The organism is Bacillus weihaiensis (assembly GCF_001889165.1).
GTDB classification, from domain to species: Bacteria; Bacillota; Bacilli; order Bacillales; family Bacillaceae; genus Metabacillus; species Metabacillus weihaiensis.
In genome coordinates, this window is the sequence record NZ_CP016020.1 from 2,275,795 (window position 1) to 2,300,088 (window position 24,294).

Genomic DNA, 24,294 nt, shown 5'->3' on the forward strand with positions numbered 1-24,294 from the left:
CTTGTTAAAGAAAAAAGGTAAGAACTTGTAAAGAGAATAGTTCAAGCTAGTTTTGGCATGTGATTTGAGTGTGGATCTTTCTGTGACATTTTATTAGGTCTAATAAACAAAATGACAACAATCACAGCTAACAAGCTACAGCCTGCGGAAATATAATAAATCATATGTTCAGAAACATTCATAATATATGAATAAACTGGTGGACCTAATGCTACACCAATAAATCTCATCGAACTATAAATGGATGTAATAGTACCTCTTTCTGCCTTTTCAATACCTTCTGTAATCATGGCATCTAGACTTGGTAAAGTAATACCAATTCCAACTCCCGTTACTGCCAAGAAAGACAGCAAATATACAAAAGAATGTTGAATTCTTAAGGCAATAAAAGATAGTGCAACTAATCCCATACCAATAATCATAATCATTTTCATTAATTGTTGATTTTCTCCAATTTTTTTCCCAGAGAAAAACGAACTTATAGAAAGGGCTAACAAAGGAATGGCTAATACTAATCCTTTTTTTACTCCATTAATATTATATTGTTTTTCTAACATATCAGATAAATAAAACAATATACCAAATAAAACAAACATGATAATACAGCCTATTGTAAAGATAGCAAATAACCATCTTCCTTCTTGCTTGAATATCTTTTTTACACAGCGGAGGAAAGAGGAAAATGACTGTTTCTCTTTTTCACTCTTTTTAGGAACTTTAACTAAAAAAATGACAAGCAAAACGCTTATCGCACTGAAAAAAGGAATAAACCAAAAAGGTAGGTACCAAATATAAGCTGCTAAAGCGGCACCTATTATTGGACTCAACACCTTACCTGCTGTATTAGCTGTTTCAGTTAAACCAAGCCCAGCACTAATTTCTTCATCTTTTTTAAACATATCACCTATCAAGGGCATGACTACAGGAGCAGCACCCGCTGAGCCAATACCTTGCAAAACACGGCCTAGCAAAATAGCCGTATAAGGGTCTTCCATTTTCCAAGAAGCCCATCCAGAAACCACTCCACCTAAACCTGCAATGATAAGACAAGGTACCATAACCGCCTTACGACCATAACGATCGGATAAATATCCAGCAATAGGAATGAGAATAATCGCCACAATTGAATATACTGTAATAATTAAGGAAACTTGAAAAGAACTTACATTTAATTTTTTTGAAATAATTGGTAGCACTGGGATTAACATCGAATTACCTAATGTCATCACAAGTGGAACAGATGATAGTGCCAATAAATCAAGCTTCTTACCTGCTTCCATAATCGCTTCACCTTGTCTTTTATTTTTTTCTTACCACTTTCATTTTGTGTCATTCGAAGCTATCATATACTGGGTATTACTTACAGTTTATAAGAAGTAACCTTAAAGATAGTTTTTATAGCTCGTGCCCGTATACAGTAACAAGTCTTAAACATTAGGTTCTGATAAAAGATCAATTTTAATTTATTGCCCTTTGTTGTAGTGAAAGGCATGAGACTGTCCTTCGGAAGAAGCGTGTCAAAGGAGACCCCCATACCGAGGAGGAGCCCGGACTGCCTGACGAAAGCGAATACCTGTAACAAAAATCAACTGGCAGGTTAAACAGAGCCAATCATTACTAACATTGGGAAGGAACATTATAATTTTTCTTTTTACAATCATTTAGTAAGTTTATCTTACCACTACTTTTATCCAGAACAAAAAAATAGACAAGCTCATTAATAGCTTGTCTACTTTAAACGAATTGAGTACTATCTCTTACCTTTTTCATAAGGTGTTCCTAAAGCCTTCGGAGCATCAGCACGTCCTATGAATCCAGTTAATGCTAGTATTGTTAAAACATAAGGAAGGATTAGTAAGTATACGGTTGGAATATCCTTCAAAAATGGAATTGTTCCTCCAATAATACTTAATCCTTGAGCTAGACCGAAAAATAATGCTGCTCCCATTGCACCAAGTGGATGCCACTTACCAAATATAACAGCAGCTAACGCCATAAATCCCTGACCACTAATTGTAGCATGACTGAAGTCCCTTGCAATAATAGTTGCGTATACAGCTCCGCCAATACCAGCAAACGCACCACTTAATAATACGCCAATATACCTCATTCTTGTTACATTAATTCCCATAGTGTCTGCAGCCATTGGATGCTCACCTACTGCTCGTAAGCGAAGGCCAAATGGTGTTTTGTATATAACGTACCAAACGATAACAGCGAATAAAATTGCAATATAAGATGTGATATATCCACCCGAGAAGAAGATATCACCAATGATCGGAATATCACTTAAAAATGGAACATCCATTTTATTAAAACTGATAGTAATACGATCCGTTTGACCTTTTTCATAAATATTCTTCACTAAGAATAAGGATAAGCCTAAGGCTAAAAAGTTAATCGCAACACCACTTACAACCTGGTCAGCTTTAAACGTGATAGATGCAACAGCATGTAATAAAGCAAACAAGGCAGCAGCGATCATGGCAGCTACAATTGAAAGCCATGGAGTGAGATTACCAAAGACATCTGCAAAATTCAAATTAAATACGATTCCCACGAATGCACCGATAATCATTAAGCCTTCAAGTCCAATGTTAACAACACCAGAACGTTCACTAAACACGCCACCTAGTGCGGTAAAAATAAGTGGTGCAGCAACGAATAAAGCCGTTGGTATAATAATTTCTAAAGCTTGTAAAATACTCACTTATTTCCCCTCCTTTTTAAAACGAAGTAAAATCCAGCGAATGAAATAGCTAGATGCTACAAAGAAGATAATAAGTGCAATGATAATTTCCACAAGCTCATTTGGAACTCCAGCTTCTGAAGGCATGTTTAAAGCACCTACTTTTAACCCACCAAATAATGCAGCTGAAAAAATAATACCAAGTGCTGCATTTCCACCAATTAAGGCTACGGCGATACCATCAAAACCAATTCCAGTAAAACCACCTTTCACAGATACGTACTCGAATGTACCTAAACCCTCCATCGCTCCTGCAACACCAGCAAAAGCACCAGAGATTACCATTGAAAGGATAATATTACGATTGACATTCATTCCAGAGTAATGTGCAGCATCGTGGTTAAAACCTACTGCACGTAGCTCAAAGCCTTTTGTTGTTTTTTCTAATAAGAACCACATTATAAAGGCTGCTATTAAAGCAATAAAGATCCCATAATGCATACGTGAATAATCAGTAAGACGTTCAAACGTTTCTGATCTCAATGACGCAGAAGCAAAAATTTTCTCCGATTTGTCTGCATTGTCCGTCATAACCGTTCGAATTAATGCATTTGTTACATGTAAAGCAATATAGTTCATCATGATTGTAACAATAACTTCATGGACCTTAAATCTTGCCTTAAGTAATCCAGGAACAAATCCCCATATTGCTCCGGCTACACCCGCAGCAATGATAGATAAAGGAATATGAATAATAGCCGGTAGTTCAAATGCTACCCCAACCCATACAGCTGCTAACCAACCTACGATAACTTGTCCCTCAACACCAATATTAAAAAGTCCTGTTCTAAATGCAAAGGCAACTGCTAAACCTGTTAAAATGTAAGGTGTAAATTGTCTAATTGTTTCTCCAATATAGTAGGATTCTCCGAAAATTCCATACCATAGCGCGCTATATCCAGCTACAGGATCATAACCACTTACTAGCATAATAATCGCGCCACTAATAAGACCTAATATAACGGCAATGATTGGAATAAGTACGTTCATATAACGATTTAGCTTCATACTTGCTTCCCTTCTTTCTGACGCTTACTTCCAGCCATTAGGAGGCCAAGCTCTTGTTCATTTGTTTCTTTTGGATCAACGATTTCAATGATCTCACCTTCATAAATAACAGCAATTCGATCACTTACATTAATGATTTCGTCCAATTCAAAAGAAATGAGTAAAACCGCTTTCCCATTATCTCGTTGCTCAATTAAACGACTATGGATAAACTCAATCGCCCCTACATCTAAACCTCTCGTAGGTTGAGCAGCAATTAATAAATCAGGGTTCCGATCTACTTCTCGTCCTATAATCGCCTTTTGTTGGTTACCACCTGATAAAGCTCTCGCTAACGTTGTAGTGCTTGGTGTCCTTACGTCAAATTCCCTTATTAATTCTTTTGCTTTTTCATAAATAGTTTTTAACTTTAAAACACCATTTTTAGAATATGGTTGATGATAGTACGTTTGTAGTACCATATTTTCACCTATTGGAAAATCCAATACTAATCCATGCTTATGGCGATCTTGAGGAATATGACCTACACCTGTTTCAGTTATTTTTCGCGGATGTAAATTTTCTATATTTTTATTATTTAATTTAACTGAGCCTGAAGTTACTTTTCTTAACCCCGTAATCGCTTCAATTAATTCGGTTTGTCCATTACCATCAACACCTGCTATTCCAACAATTTCTCCTGCTCTTACAGACAAATTGAGAGAATTCACCTTTGTCACTTGACGATTATCCTTAACAGTTAAATTTTCAATTTTTAAGACATCATCCTTAGGAGACGCTATCGTTTTCTCAGTTGTAAATGAAACCTCGCGCCCTACCATTAAAGCTGCAAGTTCATTTGGATTGGTTTCAGACACATTTACAGTACCAATGCCTTGGCCTTTTCTAATAACCGTTACTCGATCGCAAACTTCCATTATTTCTTTTAATTTATGTGTAATTAAAATAATAGACTTGCCTTCACTAATAAGAGTTTTAAAAATTTGAATAAGTTCTTTAATTTCCTGTGGTGTTAGAACGGCCGTTGGTTCATCAAATATAAGGATTTCTGCTCCACGATAGAGTGTTTTTAAGATTTCAACCCTTTGCTGCATCCCAACAGAAATATCAGAAATTTTAGCTGTTGGATCAACGGCAAGCCCATAACGTTCAGATATTTCTTTTACTTGTTTTTCAGCTTCTTTTAGATTTATTGACCCGGCTTGCTTAGGTTCATTTCCTAAAATAATATTTTCTGTAACAGTAAATGTATTGACAAGCATAAAATGTTGGTGTACCATACCTATTCCAAGATCATTTGCAATGTTAGGGTTTGTTATGTTGACTTTGTTCCCTTTCACTCTAATTTCGCCTTGTTCTGGTTGGTAAAGACCGAATAGAACATTCATTAATGTAGATTTTCCTGCTCCATTTTCACCTAGTAGAGCATGAATCTCTCCTTTTTTCACTTGTAAGGTAATATTATCGTTTGCTACTATGCCAGGAAATTCTTTCCGAATATTTAGCATCTCAATTACATATTCCAAACTTGCTCACTCCTTTTCCTGAACAACATTAAGGATTGGTTTGTGTTTTCACCTTATATAGGGAGAAGAAAACGACCAAATTGAAATGTTTTATAAGTAAAATGTCCTGATAAAGCATTTCAATTCAGTTATTTTTCCCGAGAATAAAGGCTGACATTGTAAATCATCCATCTTCTACTATGTATGAAAAGATGAATATTTACTTATGACTGTCAGCCTGTCTATTCATTAAAAATTATTTTGTAGGTACTTCGATTTCTCCGTTAAGGATTTTTTCTTCGTACTCTTTTACTTTTGCTTTAATTTCGTCAGTTAGATGTTCATCATGAGGGGCAATTCCAATTGCTTCTTCTTGGATACCATACTCGATGACTTCTCCACCTGGGAATTCATCATTCGCTGCTTTTTCAGCTAAGTCTTTAACTGCAACGTCGACACGTTTAACCATTGAAGTAAGTGTAATGTTTAACTCTCGTCCATCTTTAGTTGTAACATTACCTTCTTCGTATTGATCTTTATCTACACCGATAACCCATAGCTCACGTTCTGGATCTTCCACTTTTAGGTCAATAGCCTCAGAGAAGACACCATTACCAGTACCGCCAGCAGCGTGATAGATAATGTCTGCGCCTAGTCCATACATACTAGAAGCAATTTGCTTTCCTTTTGCCGCATCACCGAATGAACCAGCATATTGAATTTCAACTTCTGCATCAGGATTAACTGCTTTTACACCTTCAACAAAACCAACTTCGAATTTTTTGATTAAGTCCCCTTCAACTCCACCAACAAAACCAATTTTATTTGTTTTTGTTGTTAACCCAGCAACAACTCCAACTAAGAATGAACCTTGGTGCTCCTTAAAAGTAATACTAGCTACGTTAGGTTGTTCAACTACACTATCTACAATAGCAAATTTCGTATCTTTTTGTTGTTGCGCAATTTCATCAACAGCTGGTTGTAATAAGAATCCAATACCATAAATTAGATCGAAATTCTTACGAGCTAAAGTATTTAAGTTTGTTGCATAATCTGCATCACTTTGAGATTGTAAATAGTCAAAGCCATCATTACCTTTTTCTAGACTATTTTCTTCTCCGTACGCTTTTAAACCTTCCCAAGCAGATTGGTTGAATGACTTATCATCAACTCCACCAATATCTGTTACCATTGCAACAGTGAACTTATCAGCACTTTCTCCGCCTGTTGTTGCTTCTTCTTTCTCATCAGCTCCACCACAACCAGCTAAAAGAGTTCCAGCAGCTAGCATTAATGATAAAGCTAAACCATGTTTCTTTTTCATTTTTAAAGCCCCCTATTCTTTTCATTTCACTATTACCGTTGACAAAAACACACTCAACTATTCGAGCACCATCACCTCCTTAAAAGAATCGATTACCAATTAAGTAAATTACCACTAAAAGAAGGTTTCCCCAATTCTTAAAAATGTACTACCTTCTATCAAGTTTTATAATAGGTTGATTATCTATAATCTTTTCCTTACTACATGGAAACTGAAATGATCTGCTCTAAAATAATTTAATGAGTATAAAATGGGGCGGTCTTGGTCATCAAAATGCATTTGTTTTAGTAATAAAAGGGATGTTTCTGGATCACATTCTAATATTGGCGATATTTTCTCATGATAACCAATCGGTTCTATATGTGTGACAGCATAGCTAATATAAATACTCGCTTTTTCTTCAAGCAATTTTAATAAAGATTCTTGCTCATGCTCAAAAGTGTCTGGAAGTATTTCTTTTGGAATCTTATCTAAACAGTAAACAACAGGTTCACCATTTGCTGTTCTAACTCTTTCTAGTAGAAAGATCTCGTCTTCACTTAAACATTTAAATCTTTTTGTATCCTCGTCCGTCGCTCCAATTATAGAGGAGGAAAGAAAAACAGTTCCAGGTTTTGAATTTGCTTGTTCAATCATTCCTGTTACACTGTTCAACTGTTCGATCCCAGAAGTAAATCGCGGGCGAGCGTTTACAAAAGTCCCAACTCCATGCCTTCTTATGATAACGTTCTCTTCTTCAAGTGTGCGAAGTGCTTCTCTTAGAGTTGCTCTACTTACTCCTAAGTTTTTTGATAACTCGAATTCTGATGGTAATTTCTCTTTTTCTTTATATATACCGTTTTCAATATCTTCTTTAATTTTATCAATCACCTGAAGGTACAAGTGACGATTGTCAGACTTTATGGTCATGCATTCGCCCCCATTATCCTCTTTCTAAGAGATCAGACATCTGATGTTATACAGCATCTAATCGAAAATACTATACCATTTTTTATTCTATAAATAAATACTATTTCTTCAAATTTGTCGAAATACGAAGAAAATAAAAACATTTCCTCCTTTATTCATAAGAATTAGATGGAAGGTTGATTCCTTCTCTCTTTGTAAATAATTCTTAACCACTTCTATAATCATATAATTTCTGTCACAATTTGTCGATTTGAAAAATTATTCTGAATTTATCCCAAATCAAGTTAACAAATATTGTAATAGAGTGACGAGGGCTAGGATTATTCTTTAATCGTTAACATTTTTATCGCTAAGTATAAAAAAAGCTAGTGAATTATTAAACTCACTAGCGATCATTACTTATAAGATGATTTTTATGATAGGTGGGAACTAGACATGGTGATTTCTATTTTTAAGATGACATCTCCTCATGCTTATCTTTTGAGAGTAAGACATCTCGTGGTTTACTCCCTTCATATGGCCCAACAACTCCTCTTTCTTCCATTGCATCTATTAATCTAGCTGCTCTGGTATATCCTATTCTAAAGCGACGTTGCAACATTGAAACAGATGCTGTTTGCATATCAACAACGAGCTGGACAGCCTCTTCATATAAATCATCTGTCACTTCATTCTTTGTTTCAACAACTTCTGTTGGAATCATTTCCTCTTGATATTGAGCCTTTTGTTGAGCAATGACAAAGTCTACGGTTTGTTCTACTTCGTCATCTGATAAGAAGGCTCCTTGCACACGAACTGGTTTTGATGCACCTACGGGTAAAAAGAGCATATCTCCTCTACCTAGTAGTTTCTCAGCGCCACCCATATCTAATATTGTGCGTGAATCTGTTGCTGAAGATACACTAAAGGCTATACGAGAAGGGATATTAGCTTTAATGACACCTGTGATGACATCAACTGAAGGACGTTGTGTAGCAATAATTAGATGAATTCCTGCCGCCCTAGCCATTTGAGATAATCGTGTGATAGAATCTTCTACATCAGATGAGGCTACCATCATTAAGTCTGCCAACTCATCAACAATAACAACGATATACGGCAATTCAGGTTGTTTAGCATTTTCTTCGCGATTGTTCTTTTTTATCACTTCATTATACCCTTCAATATTTCTCGTTCCCGTATGCGAAAATAGTTCATATCTTCTTTCCATTTCATTAATAACTTTCTTTAAAGCCTGTGAAGCTTTTTTCGGATCCGTTACAACTGGTGCAAGTAGATGTGGTATTCCATTATACACATTTAATTCTACCATTTTAGGATCAATCATCATTAATTTCACTTCATGTGGCTTAGCTCTCATTAATATACTTGTAATGATCCCGTTTATACAGACACTTTTCCCACTTCCTGTAGCTCCTGCAACAAGTAAGTGAGGCATCTTATTTAATTCTGCTAAAACAGCTTCTCCTGATATGTCTCTACCAAGGCCAATTAATAACTTAGCATCTGGACGGTCATTTCCTTTCGCCTCGAGCACTTCTCTTAAAGAAACCATGGCAATTTCAGAGTTTGGTACTTCAATCCCCACTGCTGATTTACCAGGAATTGGTGCTTCAATACGTATATCTTTTGCAGCTAATGCTAATGCTAAATCATCGCTTAAATTGACTATTTTACTAACCTTCACTCCAACATCAGGGTATACCTCGTATTTCGTTACAGCAGGTCCTAAGTGAACTTGGGTTACTTTTGCTTTAACACCAAAACTCTGAAAGGTTTTTTCTAACTTTCTAGCATTTTCATAGATATTTTTCTTATCTGCTTGTTGTGAATTATGTTTAGGTGCCTTTAATAAGTCAATTGGTGGAAGCTCATAATCATGGTTTTCAACTTCAACGAATGCCATAGGTTGTATAACATCTTTCTCTTCACTTGAAATCTTTTGATCCTCCGCTTCCTTACCTATATCTTTTTGATTAGTATGTACCTCGTTCTCCTCTAATAGAGTCTCTAGTTGACCGTCTTTTTCCGAAGAATTCATTGTATGAATAATCATTTCAGGAGTTGGCTCTTCTTCGCGATCTGAAAAACTCGAGATAAGCGGCTCTTCCATTTCGTGCTCTTCTACATTTTTATTTCGAGTTTTAGGAACACGTTGCTCTTGATTCTGTTTCTTTTCTTCCCGCTTTGTTTGTATGACAGAAGGTATTTTTTTTATATCCTCTAAAAAACCCATCGTTTGATTTTTGGCAAATCTACCAATAGGCAATAATACCTTTGCTATTGTATCCTGCAGAGATTTGCCTGTTATAAGTATCATTCCTATCACAATCAAAACAACAGCAATAATTTTGGAACCTGCTTCTGCAAAAAGGTAATAAGATGTGGCAAACATAAGTGCGCCGATCATACCGCCACCAAGGTCTACACCACTAGCTTGTCCTCTTACATCCATCCAAAACAGTTCAAGTGTGTTAGACAATACACTTGGTGAAGCGAACGTTCCATTATGAGTTAGCATTTTAAATAATGTAACGTGGCTTAATAAAAGAATAGCTGCCACCACACAATAAATTCCAACCATCTGTCTTGTAAATAGAACTGGGATTTGTCGTTTCCAGATTAAATATAAAGAAAAAATCAATACTCCGATTAGAAAAACCATGTACCATTCTCCACTAAAAAATCGAAACAAATGGACAAAAGTGTGCCCTACAACACCTAATTTTGAAATGGAAATAAGTGCAATTGCAAGAATAATTAGACCTGCCAATTCAAATTTTAACGTTTTCTTCCAATCATCTTTTGATTTTCTTTGCTTTTTCTTTCTTTTTGTCATTATGTATCACCTATGTTCTAATATAATCCAGGATGCTTCCTCCTGATCCAGTCGTAGATTATCCTCTAAATTTATTCCACGCATGATAATTTAACGAAGAGTGTACGATATTTACTTTTTTCCTATCAACTTCAACTCTTAGTCATTCTAATAATTATCCCCCTGGCTACAAAGTTTACCTCTATGAGCAGATAGAATGGCTCTTTTTTTACTTACTTCCATACATCGTAAGAATGATGACGCTATTTTCTAGAATTCATAATGAATAGCCTAAGGGATGAATGAAACAAAAACAGGTAAAAAAGAAGAAAGCAGCCAACAATTGAGGCTGCCATAGATTCTAGCTTATTATACCATAATTCACTTGATTGGATGAAAGAGACATCGTAATTTTTTGTCCTGGACAAAGCCCTGCATTAAGAAAATGATTGGGATCACTGCTTAGTACTCTAATAATTTCAAGTTGTGCTTCACTCGTTTCTTGTACGAGTAGTTGGACCCCATCAACTTCTACTACGGATTGTTTTTGGTAGTCACGATCATTAGTTGGATAAATTAATTCAGGTGGCATCATCGTATAGTGTATCATTGTAACATCTTTTCCTCATCCTTATTTTCGAGCATGCTATTAAGCTTTTGAATTGCTTGACCAACTCCGCCTACTTCATCAATCAAGCCATACTCAACTGCATCTTTCCCGACAACATTGGTTCCTATATCGCGAGTTAAATTTCCTTTAGAAAGCATTAGTTCTTTAAACTTCTCTTCAGTAATGTTTGAATTCTTTGTTACAAAATTAATAACTCTTTCCTGCATTTTGTCTAAGTATTCAAATGTTTGTGGGACACCAATAACAAGCCCTGTTAAACGCACTGGGTGTATAGTCATAGTAGCTGTCTCAGCAATATATGAGTGATCACATGAAACCGCAATTGGAACACCTATTGAATGTCCTCCGCCTAAAACAATAGATACAGTGGGTTTTGATAAGGAAGACAGCATTTCAGCTATCGCTAAACCTGCTTCTACATCTCCTCCTACTGTATTTAAAATAACTAACAATCCTTCTATTTTAGGATTCTGTTCAATAGCGACTATTTGAGGAATCACATGTTCATATTTAGTCGTCTTATTTTGTGGTGGTAACTGAATATGCCCTTCAATCTGACCTACTATTGTTAAGCAATGAATTTTTGAATCATTACCCATCTGAGGAACACTCGTTTGACCAAGTTGCTGAATTTTCTCCACAATTGAAGCTTCCTTACCTTCTTGTTTTTCAGGCTCCTCATTTTGGCTTTGTATGTAGTTATCATGATTCGTCATGTACGTCATCCTTTCTGCTTCATTCTACTGATAGTATTAACAAGCAGATTATTTTCATGCAAAAGAAAAAGAGGCGAACATAACGTGCTTGTCCGTCTCTTGTAAAAATGATATATACTCATCAAGGGTCTTTTCATACTTAATCGTTATTTTGAAAATTATATTTCCATAATGATAGGCAAAATCATTGGTCTACGCTTCGTTTTTTCATATAAAAATTGATTTAACGCTTCTCTTATATTCAGCTTTATCGCTGACCATTCAATTGATTGCTCATTCATACTTTTTTCCACGATATCTGAAACAACCTTAGTTGCTTGTGTAATAAGCTGTTCTGATTCACGCACGTATACAAAACCTCTTGTGATGATCTCAGGACCCGAGGTAATTTTCTTTCTTTTCTTATCCAGCGTAACTACTACAATTAAAATTCCATCCTGCGATAATAAGCGACGGTCTCTTAATACAATGTTTCCGACATCTCCAATTCCTAATCCGTCAATTAAAACATTACCTGAAGGAACTTTACCTCCTGTATAAACCGCCTCACCTTTAAATTCTACTACCTCACCTTTATCAACTAAAAAAATATTCTTTTCGCTCAAACCTACCTGCTGTGCAAGCTTAGCATGAGCTTTTTGCATTTTAAATTCACCATGAACTGGGATGAAATATTTAGGCTTTGTCAAATTCAACATCATTTTAAGCTCTTCTTGATGACCATGACCAGAGACATGTACTTGTTTTTGACCAAATACAACATTTGCACCAGCTCTACAAAGTAAGTCAATCGTTCTCGAGAAAACCAATTCATTGCCAGGTATCGGGGTTGCCGAGATTAGAATTGTATCTCCTTTAAGAATATTAACTTGTTTATGTGATTGTTTTGCCATTCTAGACAAAACAGCAAGAGGCTCGCCATGATTACTTGTCGTTAAAATTGCCACTTCTTTAGATCCAAAGTTATTTATTTCGTTGATAGAAATGAACAATTCATCCTCGACATCGATATATCCTAGACTTATAGCAAGATTAAGAATATTTCTCATATTTTTCCCGACAACTGCTAGTTTTCTGTTATTCTTTACTGCTGCATTAATGACTTGTTGTATTCTGTGAAGGTTAGAAGCATATACAGCGACAATAACCCTTCCCTCAGCATTATACATAACATCTGATATCTCTTCTCCAACAATCGCTTCTGATCCAGAATGACCTGGTTTTTCAGCATTTATACTATCAGATAGAAGGCATAATACTCCTTTATCACCAATAGTCGCAATTTTTCCAACATCGCTAAAATTTTCTCCTACAGGTGTTTGATCAAATTTAAAATCACCTGTATGAACGATTGCTCCCATTGTTGTAGCAAAACTTATGCCTACAGAATCCGGTATACTATGATTTGTCCTAAAGAATGTCACTTCTGTATGTTCAAAATTCAAAACGGTTTCGTTAGTGATTTCTTTAACAAGTACTGTTTGTTTCATTCGATTTTCTTTCAGCTTTTCTCCTACCAATGCTAATGTTAACTTTGTCCCATAGATTGGAACTTGAATATGGTGAAGTAAATTAAAAATACCACCAATGCTTTCATCATGACCATGTGTAAGGAAAATCCCCTTTACACGTTCTCTATTTTCTTTTAAATAAGTAATATCGGGAATAACCATATCTATTCCAAGCATTTCATCCTCGGGATACATTAATCCAGAATCAACGACAAATATATCTGAATTAATTTCAACAACAAACATGTTTTTACCGACTTCTCCAACACCGCCTAAAGCGATTAATTTAATTTTTTCTGTCTTTTCCATGATTTCAAAAATCCTCCCCACTGAAGTACCCGTTCAACGTCACTTAGAAATATTATACATGATGAAAGAAATGGAATACAAGGTAATTTTCTCCGTATAATGTTCTAACAAGCTTTTTACTATAATATTTAGTAAACTTTATCAGAAATGGGACTCTTCGATTTATTTCATCTATTGAAGTTAAAAAAGTACTGAATGAAAGAAATTCTATAAATAGAAAAGAGGCTGGAACAAAACAAGGAACCAGGCACCCACCGATCCAATCTATTGTAGGCACTAGCTAAATCAGTGCGTACATATAGTTGTTACGATAAGCTGCCAGGCACTTCTGTCCCAACCTCTTTCTTTTCACTTTAATCTTCTATACCTTTAGTTCGAGTTGAAAGAAATCACTTCAATTAATTGATTCCGTTCTTCACTAGTTAGCGGTAGAAGTGGTAATCGAACAGAACCAACATCTAGACCTTTAACTTGTAGAGCTGTTTTAACAGGACCTGGATTTGGTACAGCAAATAATTGTTTCATTATTGGTAATAATTTTCTATGCTGCTCAGCTGCTTTACCATGCTCACCACTTAAGAAGTCCGTGATCATCTCTTGCATTTCTACTCCAATTACATGTGAAGCAACTGATACTACACCTACTCCACCAATTGATAACACAGGGATCGTTAACCCATCATCACCTGAATAAAGGAGAAAATCATTCGACGTTCTTGAAATAATCTCCGCCATCGCATCTAAATCTCCACTAGCTTCCTTAATAGCAACCACATTAGGAAGCTCAGATAGACGAACAATTGTATCTACGGACATATTTACAACACTTCGACCAGGAATATTATAAAGCATAACTGGAAGACTTGTTGATTCAGCAATTGCTTTAAAATGCTGATACATTCCTTCTTGACTTGGTTTATTGTAGTATGGAGTAACTAACATGACAGCATCTACACCAGCTTCTTCAGCTAGTTTAGTAAGCTTAATTGAAGCTGCAGTATTATTACTTCCAGTTCCTGCAATAACAGGGACTCTACCATTCACTTCTTTAACTGTATACTTAATTAAAGCAATTTTTTCTTCTGTACTTAAAGTAGGGGATTCACCAGTAGTCCCGGCTACAACCAATGAATCTGTTCCATTATTTAACAAATACTCAATTAAAGTTGATGTTTTTTGAAAATCAATATTTCCGTTTTTATCAAACGGAGTCACCATCGCTGTTGAAAGTTTACCAAAATGACTACCCATTACCTTCACTCCTTTTGTTGCACTCTATCTTCTATACTATAGCAACATGTTTATAAATACATGTAACCAGTATTATTATCTCTATTTTGATAGATTGAACGCTTCATGTAAAGCATTTACCGCTTTTATCATGTCCTCTTCTTTAACTAATACCCAAATCGTTGTATGACTATCTGCAGATTGTAGGATTGATATACCCTGTTCTGATAACGCAGTAACAATTTTTGCAGTAACTCCTGGAACACCCATTATTGCTGCACCAACCGTTGATACCTTTGCACAATTTCTAGTGATTATTGGTGAATAACCAAGCTCCTCAAGTATTTCAACAGCTCGGTCTGTCACATGATCAGAAACCGTATAGATAACAGATTTAGGTGTAATATTAAAGAAATCAACACTTATTCCATCTTTAGCCATCGCTTTAAAAACTTCTGTTTGCACACCATATTGCCCTTCCTTGGCAACCACCTTTATTTGAGTAACATTTGAAACGTGTGCAATTCCTGTTATTAAGTGTTCATGAACATCACTTCCTCTATTTGAGGAGTTATTAGACGTTACTAATGTTCCCGAAGTATTTGAATAAGTTGATCTTACTCTCAAAGGAACTTCTGCTTGCATTGCTATTTCAACCGCTCTAGGATGAATTACCTTTGCTCCTTGGTAGGCAAGATTCACAATTTCTGTATATGTTACTTTAGATAGAGGCTTAGCATTTTCAACGATTCTTGGATCAGCAGTCATAACACCCTCTACATCTGTAAAAATGTCGACAAATTCTGCGCCTAATGCTGCACCTAGAGCTGCTGCAGAAGTATCACTGCCTCCTCTACCTATTGTAGTTATATCCCCAGTTGAAGTGGCTGCACCTTGAAAACCCGCAACTACAACGACATCATATTCCTTTAACATTTCTGTTAGGCGGTCACATTTCATTTCAAGTATTTTTGCGTTTGTATGCTCGTCATTTGTAACAAATCCTGCCTGAGCTCCTGTTAATGAAGTTGCTCGGATTTTTTGGTCATTTAACATACTCGAAAAAACAATAGAGGAAATAGCTTCACCACATGAAAGCAACATATCCTGTTCACGATTCGAAATGTTTTTCACTCCACCATATAGGAGGTCAATTAATGTGTCAGTTGCATATGGGTCTCCTTTTCGCCCCATTGCAGAAACAACAACTACTACTTTATACCCCTCATCTAATGCAGAATGAATATGTTTGAACGCCTGCTGGCGCCCATCATTATTTCTAACGGAAGTTCCACCGAATTTTTGTACAATAATTTTCAAATTGAACACCTCTATATAGACGTGAGAGAAGAGAGCCAGATTAACCTCTGCTCTCTCCTCAAATAAGATTTAAACTAGTTGGAGCTTAACTAAACTTTCCGCAATTTGAACGGAATTCCATGCTGCACCCTTTAAAAGGTTATCAGAAACAATCCACATATGGAATCCATTAGCACGGTCTAAGTCTTTACGAATTCTACCAACAAACACATCATTTTTTCCAACACAATCTGCAGGCATAGGATATATTTGTTGTGAAGGATCGTCTTGAAGCGTTACTCCATCCGAGTCTTTTAACAATTGTTTTAATTGGTCTGTTGTTACTTCATGATTTTCAATCTCAACGTATACAGATTCAGAATGTCCTGTTTCAACAGGTAATCGGACACAAGTAGCTGCTACTTGTAATTCCGGCATACTCATGATCTTTTTAGTTTCATTGATCATCTTCATTTCCTCAAATGTAAATCCATTTTCTTGGAATTTATCGATCTGAGGTACAGCATTAAAGGCAATTTGATAATGTTTTTCATCACCTTTTACAGGTAACACTTCAGGAGTAAAAGATTCACCATTTAATATAGCTTGTGATTGTTGCTTAAGTTCATTTATTGCTGCAGCTCCAGCCCCTGAAACAGCTTGATAAGTTGAGACAATTACCTTACTTAAACCGTACTGTTGTCTTAATGGTTCAAGCGCAACAACCATTTGAATCGTAGAACAGTTTGGGTTTGCTATAATTCCTTTATGGTCCTTAATTGCAGCTTCGTTAACTTCTGGTACGACTAACGGTACATTTTCATCCATGCGGTAGGCACTCGTGTTATCGACTACAATGGCACCTCTCTTGACAGCTTCAGGAGCTAACGCCTTTGATACGTTTCCACCTGCACTAAATAGTGCAATCTGTACCCCTTCAAAGCTGTCTGGAGTTGCTACTTGAACTGTATATTCTTGATTTTTATAGATTACCTTCTTTCCTGCAGATCGCTCTGAAGAAAGTAACGTTAATTTTGAAATAGGAAAGTTACGACTCTCTAGTGTTTTAAGCATTTGTTGTCCTACTGCTCCAGTTGCTCCAACCACTGCTACATGATACCCTCTTGCTTCCATTACCTATATCTCCTTCCAGCTACATAATTAATCAATATAGCTTCAAATCTTTTACGTATTATTCTATCATAATCCTTACTGAATTGATTGATAAATTTATTTATTTTAATTAAATAGGTAAATTAACTCTCTAGATCTCTGAATTTTTCAACAATAACTGGTTGATACTGCTTTCCTACCAATGCAGCAAGGACTGTATCTAATAAATTATCCATTCTTGCTACCATGGAATTAGGTTTTTTATCTGGCATATCTTGCCCAAATGGAATAAAATAAATATCCTTTGTTGCCATTAGGCGCATCAAATTGACACCATTTAGTCCAAGAGCATCGTTCGTTGAAATCCCTAATACAACTGGACGATGTGTTCGTAAAGTAGCCTTTGCAGCCATTAATACTGGGTTATCTGTTTGAGCATTTGCGAATTTACTCATTGAATTTCCTGTTAAAGGAGCGATAACCATACAATCAAGAGGGCGCTTTGGTCCTAGAGGTTCTGCTTCAACGATAGAGTCAACAACTTTATTACCAGTCAATTGCTCAACTTTTTCAACCCACTCTCCAGCTACTCCGAAGCGCGTTGTTGTATGTTTTACTGTACTTGAAACAACCGGCACTACCTCTGCACCTTCATCTAATAACGATTTTATTTGAGGATATACCTCTTCATACGTACAATGAGAACCTGTAATCCCAAAACCAATTCTTTTTCCTTTTAATTTCATGATGATAGCCCCTTTCCTTCATTCTTAACCTCTTCCAATAATTGAGTTAAGACATTTGCAACAATTTGCCCTGCTGTCTTTGGAGCAACAATACCTGGTAGACCTGGTGCTAGAAGTGCTTTTATCCCTCTTTTTTCTGCATACCTGAAATCAGTTCCCCCAGGCTTTGAAGCTAAGTCCACAATTAAAGTGTGAGCTGGCATGTTTGAAATAACTTTTGACGTTACAATCAAATGTGGAATTGTGTTGATACAAACATCAACGTCCTTTGATTCTTGTTCAAGCTCACTTAAATGAAATGGTGTTAGCCCCATCTCCGTAATTCTTGCTAAATGTGCGGAATCTCTGGCACCTACTTTCACCTTAGCACCTAATGAAGCAAAAGTTCTGGCAACACTCATTCCAACTCTTCCAAGTCCAAGTACCGCCACATTGGAACCGTGTATTGTAATGTCTGTGTGTTGTATGACCATCATAATCGTACCTTCAACAGTTGGAATTGAGTTATAGATTGCTACATCATCTCTATTGAATAATTGAATTAATTTTCGGTTAGTATTTTGAACTAAGTTGTTTAAGTAGTCATTCGTAATTCCTGAAAAAATTACGCAATGATCCGGTGTTCTCATTAATAGATCTTCTGTTAATTTCACTTCTATATTTGAAAAAACTGTATCAACGGTACCTTCTTGATCAGTACCTGGAATCGGGAGAATAATGGAATCTACTTCTTCGAATTGAACTTCATCAATGTTTACTTTTGTTGCACCTGTAAATCCATGATCAAGTTGATCAAATCCTACAAGAGACAGTTTCGCATCAAGTTCAGTTAATTTTCGGATAACTTCTAGCTGACGTGCATCGCCACCTATTACAGCTATATTTAATCCTGTTAACATATTGGTTTTCACCTTCTCTTTTGGCAATGTATATGTCGAATTTCGGTTAAAGATCTTAGATAACTTACTTCAACATACTATGTAGAAAAAGCGTTATGGGTGAATAAACAGTGGGAAAAACGTCTTCGTTCATTTTAAAGAAGAGGTTTAGATTAGGTGTGTTTATAAATTGTCGATGGTTTCTTTGAAAAACTTATTTTGTAAAGGACACTTTTTTAAGAAAAGCTCAAAGAAAAAACGATTGGCTAGCACCAATCGCTTTTCTCCTATGATTCAATTTGTTCGATTTGTTCATCTGGAATGTCTAAAATAATCATATCCGTGCCAATCTTTTTAATATGTTGCCAAGGTACACGTATTTCTTCACCTTGCTTTCTTAATCCAAACCATTTTAAAGATGGGATAATGAGTGTTGTTATTTGTCCTGTTTGCTCATTGATTTCTAAATCTGTCTGACCTAAAACCCCTAATCGCTCTGCGCGTTTCACATCAACAATTTCTTTGCCGCTTAATTCACTTAGCCTCATTTTTATTCCCCCTTATTACATCATATCGATTTAGTCCATAAAAAAATGCCTACAAATTTAAATATTGTAGGCATTTTTACGCTTTTTACATGTTATTGAAGCTTAGTTGGTAATTGTCCATCAGGACTAATTAACGCAACAGAATACGAATCAGTAAACAATTGATTAGCTAAAGTGTTTACACTTTCTTCACTGACTTCATTAATACTTTCAATAATGGAATCCATAGAACGATGGCGACTAAGTAAAAGTTCATTCTTTCCGTTACGGCTCATTCTGCTATTAGTACTTTCTAAACTTAGCATTAAGCTTCCCTTCATTTGCTCCTTGCTATTTGCTAATTCTTTAGAAGTTATCCCATCTGCTTTTAATGTTGTTAACGTATCCTGAATGGTATCGAATAGCATGTTTAATTGATTACTTCCTGTACCACCATATATTGTTAGCAAACCGTTATCAGCATAAGATGAATGATAAGAAAAAACGGAATAAGCAAGGCCTTTTTGTTCACGGACATCCTGGAACAAACGACTGCTCATACTTCCACCTAAGATATTATTTAGTACGATCAAACTGTAGATATCTTCATGGCCTACTTCTAGACCGTTAAAACCAATGCATAAATGAGCCTGTTCTGTATCCTTTTGACGGGCTAATTTCTGTACATTAAATTCAGGTTTTTCAAAAGTTCTTTTTTCAGAACCAGTTTCATAAGAGCCGAAAAGCTTTTCAACTTCGTTAATAAATGCTTCTGAAACATTACCAGCTACTGAAATAACGACATTATCAGGCGTATAATGTGAATTCATGTACTCTCTTAACGTATCTCCATTAAAAGTGGATAGAATTTCTTCCGTTCCTAAAATAGGGTATCCAAGTGGATGCTTATCATAAGTAGCTCTACTTAAAATATCATGGACGATATCATCAGGAGTGTCTTCATACATCTTTATTTCTTCATAAACAACATTCTTTTCTTTTTGTAGTTCTTCTTCATCAAATGTAGAATGAAAGAACATATCAGCCAATACATCAAGCGCGTATTGAGCGTGGTCATCTAAAACCTTTGCATAGTAACACGTGTATTCTTTTGAAGTAAACGCATTGACTTGACCACCAATACTGTCAAACGATTCAGCAATTTCTCGTGCTGTTCTTGTTTTTGTTCCTTTGAAAAACATATGCTCAAGGAAGTGAGAAATTCCGTTATTCTTTTCATGCTCGTTTCTTGATCCTGTTCCAATCCATACTCCGATTGCAACAGAGCGAACTGTTGGAATGTTTTCTAATACGATTCTTACTCCATTTTGGCAGGTATATTTTTTTATCAAAATTGCTCCTCCTTAAAACGATGCTTCTACTTTAGTTATCGCTCTTAGTATTAGTTGTGGATAATCTTTCTTCATTAATCATCATGGACAATGAACCAAAAGAGTAACCTTTATTTCTAATAGATATAATTAATGTCTCTAAACTTTCAGACGTCGATGAAGTAGGGTGCATTAAAATTAGCGCTCCGTTATGAACCTTGCTCATTACCCTTTCTACTAATACATGTGGCTCTGGTCTTTGCCAATCTATTGTATCCACGCTCCACATAACCGTCTTCATCTGCATTTCATCAGCAATAGTCACAACTTCATCCCTCATACTTCCACTTGGTGGTGCAAACCATGTTGGCGTAGTGTCTGTAACTGATTTTAAAACATCATTCGTCTTTGAAAGTTGTTCTCTTATGTCAGCTGCAGATAACTTGCTCATATCAGGATGTGAGTAAGAATGATTGCCTACCTCATGACCAGCTTCTACAATCATTTTGGCCATATCGGGGTTTTCCTTCGCCCATCTCCCTTCCAAAAAGAAAGTGGCTTTGACATGATATTTGTTAAGCGTTTCTAACATATCAGGTATATATTCATTCCCCCACGCAACATTGATAAGAAAAGAGACCATTGGTTTATCCGGATTTCCACGATACATTGGTGAAGCTTCAAGATCCTCAAAATGGATGGATGGTTTGACTTGACGAAAAACAAGTAAATCTTTATTAAAAGTTCCTTTAGCCTGCATTTTTTTATAGGAAGCTTCAACATCTACTTGTAACCCATTATAGCCAGGTGTTGCCTTCCAAACCTTATGTATTTCAGCATTAACTGCTGGTACTTGATATTCTTTCGCCTTTTCAATAATTTCCTCATAGAGTGGATCCTGTTTCTTAATAACCGTTACATCAGAATCTTTCATCTGGTCAACAAAAGAAGACGTAAATGGATTTTCTATGAAACCAATGCTTATCGTCAAAATTAAAAGAAACCCAAATAAATGAATTAATTTCCTTTGCATTCAATATCCCCCTTTTTACTAAAAAATATGTAAATAGGGGACAAGGTAGAACAGATAATTACTTAGCATTATGTATAGATTCGTTATCTAATAAACCATTCTTTTTTACTCAGCAGACAATAAAGACATTTTTTCTCTACATTTATGAATGGATAACATAAAGCCGTACTAATAGAATAGTACTTATTACGGTTATAGGCAAACAATCATTCACAATTTATGATTATTTAACTAAGAAATGGTTTTTTTATAAGTTACATGTATTCCTGATTACCATTATAGGCATTCGCTTTCCACCGTAAGGATTGAAAAATCCAAACTACCGACTTTTTCAAAAAGCAAGTTTTCTTAGAGACCGAGAGCCTTATCGGCGCAACCACCTATGGGACCTCCCATTGACACTCTTTTCCCCCAGAAGTTTCATGACTCCAACCAACAAAGAGCAAAAAAATTAACCTTACTCATCAACAATAGCCATAACTTAACAAACGATAAAACCGAAAAAGAAGCCCGGATAATCCGGCCTTCATTTATTAGCTTTTTTGTTCTTCTTGTTTTTCTTTTTGCTCTTTAAGAACGGCTTTTCTTGATAAGTTCACGCGACCTTGCTTATCGATTTCAGTTACTTTCACTAAAATTTCATCACCAATCGCAACAACATCTTCTACTTTACCTACGCGTTCTTCTGCTAATTCCGAAATATGAACTAAACCGTCTTTTCCATTAAAGATCTCAACAAATGCCCCGAACTTTTCAACTCGTTTTACTTTACCTAAATACATTTGTCCAACGACTACTTCACGAACAATATCTTCAATAATTTTCTTCGCTTTTTGGTTCATCTCTTCATTAACAGATGAAATAAACACTGTACCATCTTGCTCAATATCAATTTTCACGCCTGTTTCTTCAATAATTTTATTAATTTGCTTTCCACTTGGTCCAATAACATCTCTTATTTTGTCTGGATTAATAGCCATAGTTAAGATTTTTGGAGCATATGCTGATAATTCCTCTTTTGGTGTTGAGATCGTTGCTAACATAGAGTTTAAAATTTCAATACGACCTTTTTTAGCTTGTTGAAGAGCTTCTTCTAAGATTTCACGTGATAATCCATCAATTTTGATATCCATTTGCAGTGCTGTTACACCTTTCGCCGTTCCAGCAACCTTAAAGTCCATATCCCCTAAGGCATCTTCCATTCCCTGAATATCAGTTAATACAGTATAATGTTCACCTGATTTTACTAAGCCCATTGCAATACCTGCAACTGGAGCTTTAATCGGTACACCTGCATCCATCATTGCTAAAGTACTCGCACAAATACTTGCCTGCGAAGTTGAGCCATTTGATTCAAGTACCTCTGATACGAGACGAATAGTATAAGGGAAATCCTTCTCAGAGGGAATGATTGGTTCAAGTGCTCTTTCACCTAATGCTCCATGTCCGATTTCACGACGACCTGGTCCTCTCATAGGCCCTGTCTCACCTACACTAAATTGCGGAAAATTGTAATGATGCATAAATCTTTTCGATTCTTCAATACCCAGTCCATCTAAGATTTGTACGTCCCCTAAGGCACCTAATGTACATATGCTTAATGCTTGAGTTTGACCACGTGTAAACAATCCGGAACCGTGAGTTCTTGATAATAAGCCTATTTCTGAAGATAATGGACGAATTTCATCCACTCCACGTCCATCAGGTCTTACTTTTTCTTCCGTAATTAAGCGACGTACTTCTGCTTTCACTAATTTAGAAAGAATTTGTTTAACTTGTTTTAGTGTTGCTTCATCTGCTTCTTTATTTTCATATTCAGCAATTACTGCATTTTTCACATCGGTAATAGCTGCTTCACGTGCGTGCTTTTCTTGAACTTGAATAGCATCAAGTAAATCTTTTTCTGCCATTACTCGAATTTCTTTTTCAAGGTCAGCGTCTAACTCAAACAATTCAATTTCTTTCTTTTGTTTGCCAACTGCTGCTGCAATTTCTTCTTGGAATTCAATAAGTCGTTTGATTTCGTTGTGACCAAACATGATTGCTTCTAACATTGTTTCCTCAGGAACTTCTTCAGCACCTGCTTCTACCATGTTAATCGCATCTTTTGTACCAGCGACTACTAAATGTATATCACTTTGTTCAGTTTGTTCTACCGTAGGATTGATAACAAATTCATCATTAATACGACCAACTGTAACACCTGCGATAGGACCTTCAAAAGGTATATCAGAAACACATAATGCAAGCGATGAACCAAACATTGCAGCCATTTCTGATGAGCAATTTTGATCAACACTCATTACAATGCTAATAACTTGAACTTCATTACGGAATCCATCTGCAAATAATGGACGAATAGGGCGGTCAATTAAGCGACTTGCCAATATTGCCTTTTCACTTGGGCGTCCCTCTCTCTTAATGAATCCCCCTGGTATTTTACCAACTGCATATAAACGCTCTTCATAATTAACTGTTAGTGGAAAGAAATCTAAAGGTTTTGGATCTTTTGATGCAGTAGCGGTACTTAAAACTGCTGTATCACCATATCTAATAAGTACTGCACCATTCGCTTGCTTCGCTAATTGTCCAATTTCAACGGTAAGATTTCGACCAGCCCAGTCTATGGAAAACTGTTGTTTGTCTTGTCCCATATA

19 protein-coding genes are annotated in these 24,294 nt (G+C 35.9%); all 19 read right to left on the reverse strand.

What is annotated here, in order from left to right; genetic code table 11:
- Positions 1 to 41 precede the first annotated feature (41 nt).
- The 19 genes from A9C19_RS10985 to pnp all read right to left on the reverse strand — a co-directional run bounded on the left by A9C19_RS10985 (position 42) and on the right by pnp (position 24,291).
- The gene (locus tag A9C19_RS10985) at positions 42 to 1,280 is read right to left on the reverse strand and encodes a bacillibactin exporter BcbE (RefSeq protein WP_072579986.1); all 1,239 of its coding nucleotides are present in this window, start codon (positions 1,278 to 1,280) and stop codon (positions 42 to 44) included.
- A 470-nt stretch (positions 1,281 to 1,750) separates the two neighbouring features.
- Positions 1,751 to 2,704, reverse strand: coding sequence for an ABC transporter permease (locus A9C19_RS10990; RefSeq protein ID WP_420835827.1), 954 nt, complete (start codon positions 2,702 to 2,704; stop codon positions 1,751 to 1,753).
- A gap of 6 nt (positions 2,705 to 2,710) precedes the next feature.
- A complete protein-coding gene (locus A9C19_RS10995; protein ID WP_072579988.1) occupies positions 2,711 to 3,757 on the reverse strand; it encodes an ABC transporter permease in 1,047 nt (348 codons plus the stop codon).
- A complete protein-coding gene (locus A9C19_RS11000) occupies positions 3,754 to 5,283 on the reverse strand; it encodes an ABC transporter ATP-binding protein (RefSeq protein WP_072579989.1) in 1,530 nt (509 codons plus the stop codon). Before A9C19_RS11000 ends, A9C19_RS10995 begins: the two co-directional genes overlap by 4 nt.
- A 235-nt stretch (positions 5,284 to 5,518) precedes the next feature.
- Entirely contained in the window at positions 5,519 to 6,586 is a 1,068-nt protein-coding gene (locus tag A9C19_RS11005) for a BMP family lipoprotein (RefSeq protein WP_072579990.1), read from the reverse strand.
- A 183-nt stretch (positions 6,587 to 6,769) separates the two neighbouring features.
- Entirely contained in the window at positions 6,770 to 7,495 is a 726-nt protein-coding gene (locus tag A9C19_RS11010; RefSeq protein ID WP_072579991.1) for a GntR family transcriptional regulator, read from the reverse strand.
- A 451-nt stretch (positions 7,496 to 7,946) separates the two neighbouring features.
- Entirely contained in the window at positions 7,947 to 10,334 is a 2,388-nt protein-coding gene (locus A9C19_RS11015) for a DNA translocase FtsK (protein WP_072579992.1), read from the reverse strand.
- Positions 10,335 to 10,674: 340 nt separating this feature from the next.
- Entirely contained in the window at positions 10,675 to 10,923 is a 249-nt protein-coding gene (locus tag A9C19_RS11020; RefSeq protein ID WP_072579993.1) for a YlzJ-like family protein, read from the reverse strand.
- Entirely contained in the window at positions 10,920 to 11,660 is a 741-nt protein-coding gene (locus A9C19_RS11025; RefSeq protein ID WP_072579994.1) for a ClpP family protease, read from the reverse strand. Before A9C19_RS11025 ends, A9C19_RS11020 begins: the two co-directional genes overlap by 4 nt.
- Positions 11,661 to 11,818: 158 nt before the next feature.
- The gene (locus tag A9C19_RS11030; RefSeq protein WP_072579995.1) at positions 11,819 to 13,480 is read right to left on the reverse strand and encodes a ribonuclease J; all 1,662 of its coding nucleotides are present in this window, start codon (positions 13,478 to 13,480) and stop codon (positions 11,819 to 11,821) included.
- Between the two features lie 369 nt (positions 13,481 to 13,849).
- Positions 13,850 to 14,731: a 4-hydroxy-tetrahydrodipicolinate synthase gene (dapA, locus tag A9C19_RS11035; RefSeq protein WP_072579996.1), complete on the reverse strand. Its 882-nt coding sequence runs from the start codon at positions 14,729 to 14,731 to the stop codon at positions 13,850 to 13,852.
- An 81-nt stretch (positions 14,732 to 14,812) separates the two neighbouring features.
- Positions 14,813 to 16,030, reverse strand: a complete 1,218-nt coding sequence (dapG, locus tag A9C19_RS11040; protein WP_072579997.1) for an aspartate kinase — start codon at positions 16,028 to 16,030, stop codon at positions 14,813 to 14,815.
- Between the two features lie 69 nt (positions 16,031 to 16,099).
- Positions 16,100 to 17,143 carry an aspartate-semialdehyde dehydrogenase gene (asd, locus tag A9C19_RS11045; protein ID WP_072579998.1) on the reverse strand — a complete coding sequence of 348 codons (1,044 nt, stop codon included), beginning with the start codon at positions 17,141 to 17,143 and terminating at the stop codon, positions 16,100 to 16,102.
- 122 nt (positions 17,144 to 17,265) lie between these two features.
- Positions 17,266 to 17,868 carry a dipicolinate synthase subunit B gene (locus A9C19_RS11050; RefSeq protein ID WP_072579999.1) on the reverse strand — a complete coding sequence of 201 codons (603 nt, stop codon included), beginning with the start codon at positions 17,866 to 17,868 and terminating at the stop codon, positions 17,266 to 17,268.
- Positions 17,865 to 18,767, reverse strand: a complete 903-nt coding sequence (gene dpaA / locus A9C19_RS11055; RefSeq protein WP_072580000.1) for a dipicolinic acid synthetase subunit A — start codon at positions 18,765 to 18,767, stop codon at positions 17,865 to 17,867. The genes A9C19_RS11050 and dpaA overlap by 4 nt, the downstream gene beginning before the upstream one ends.
- A gap of 266 nt (positions 18,768 to 19,033) precedes the next feature.
- Positions 19,034 to 19,294 carry a YlmC/YmxH family sporulation protein gene (locus A9C19_RS11060; RefSeq protein WP_072580001.1) on the reverse strand — a complete coding sequence of 87 codons (261 nt, stop codon included), beginning with the start codon at positions 19,292 to 19,294 and terminating at the stop codon, positions 19,034 to 19,036.
- A 92-nt stretch (positions 19,295 to 19,386) separates the two neighbouring features.
- The gene (locus A9C19_RS11065) at positions 19,387 to 20,625 is read right to left on the reverse strand and encodes a M16 family metallopeptidase (RefSeq protein ID WP_072580002.1); all 1,239 of its coding nucleotides are present in this window, start codon (positions 20,623 to 20,625) and stop codon (positions 19,387 to 19,389) included.
- Positions 20,626 to 20,656: 31 nt separating this feature from the next.
- A complete protein-coding gene (locus tag A9C19_RS11070; protein ID WP_072580003.1) occupies positions 20,657 to 21,637 on the reverse strand; it encodes a polysaccharide deacetylase family protein in 981 nt (326 codons plus the stop codon).
- A 533-nt stretch (positions 21,638 to 22,170) separates the two neighbouring features.
- Positions 22,171 to 24,291 carry a polyribonucleotide nucleotidyltransferase gene (gene pnp, locus A9C19_RS11075; RefSeq protein WP_072580004.1) on the reverse strand — a complete coding sequence of 707 codons (2,121 nt, stop codon included), beginning with the start codon at positions 24,289 to 24,291 and terminating at the stop codon, positions 22,171 to 22,173.
- Between the last annotated feature and the right edge of the window lie 3 nt (positions 24,292 to 24,294).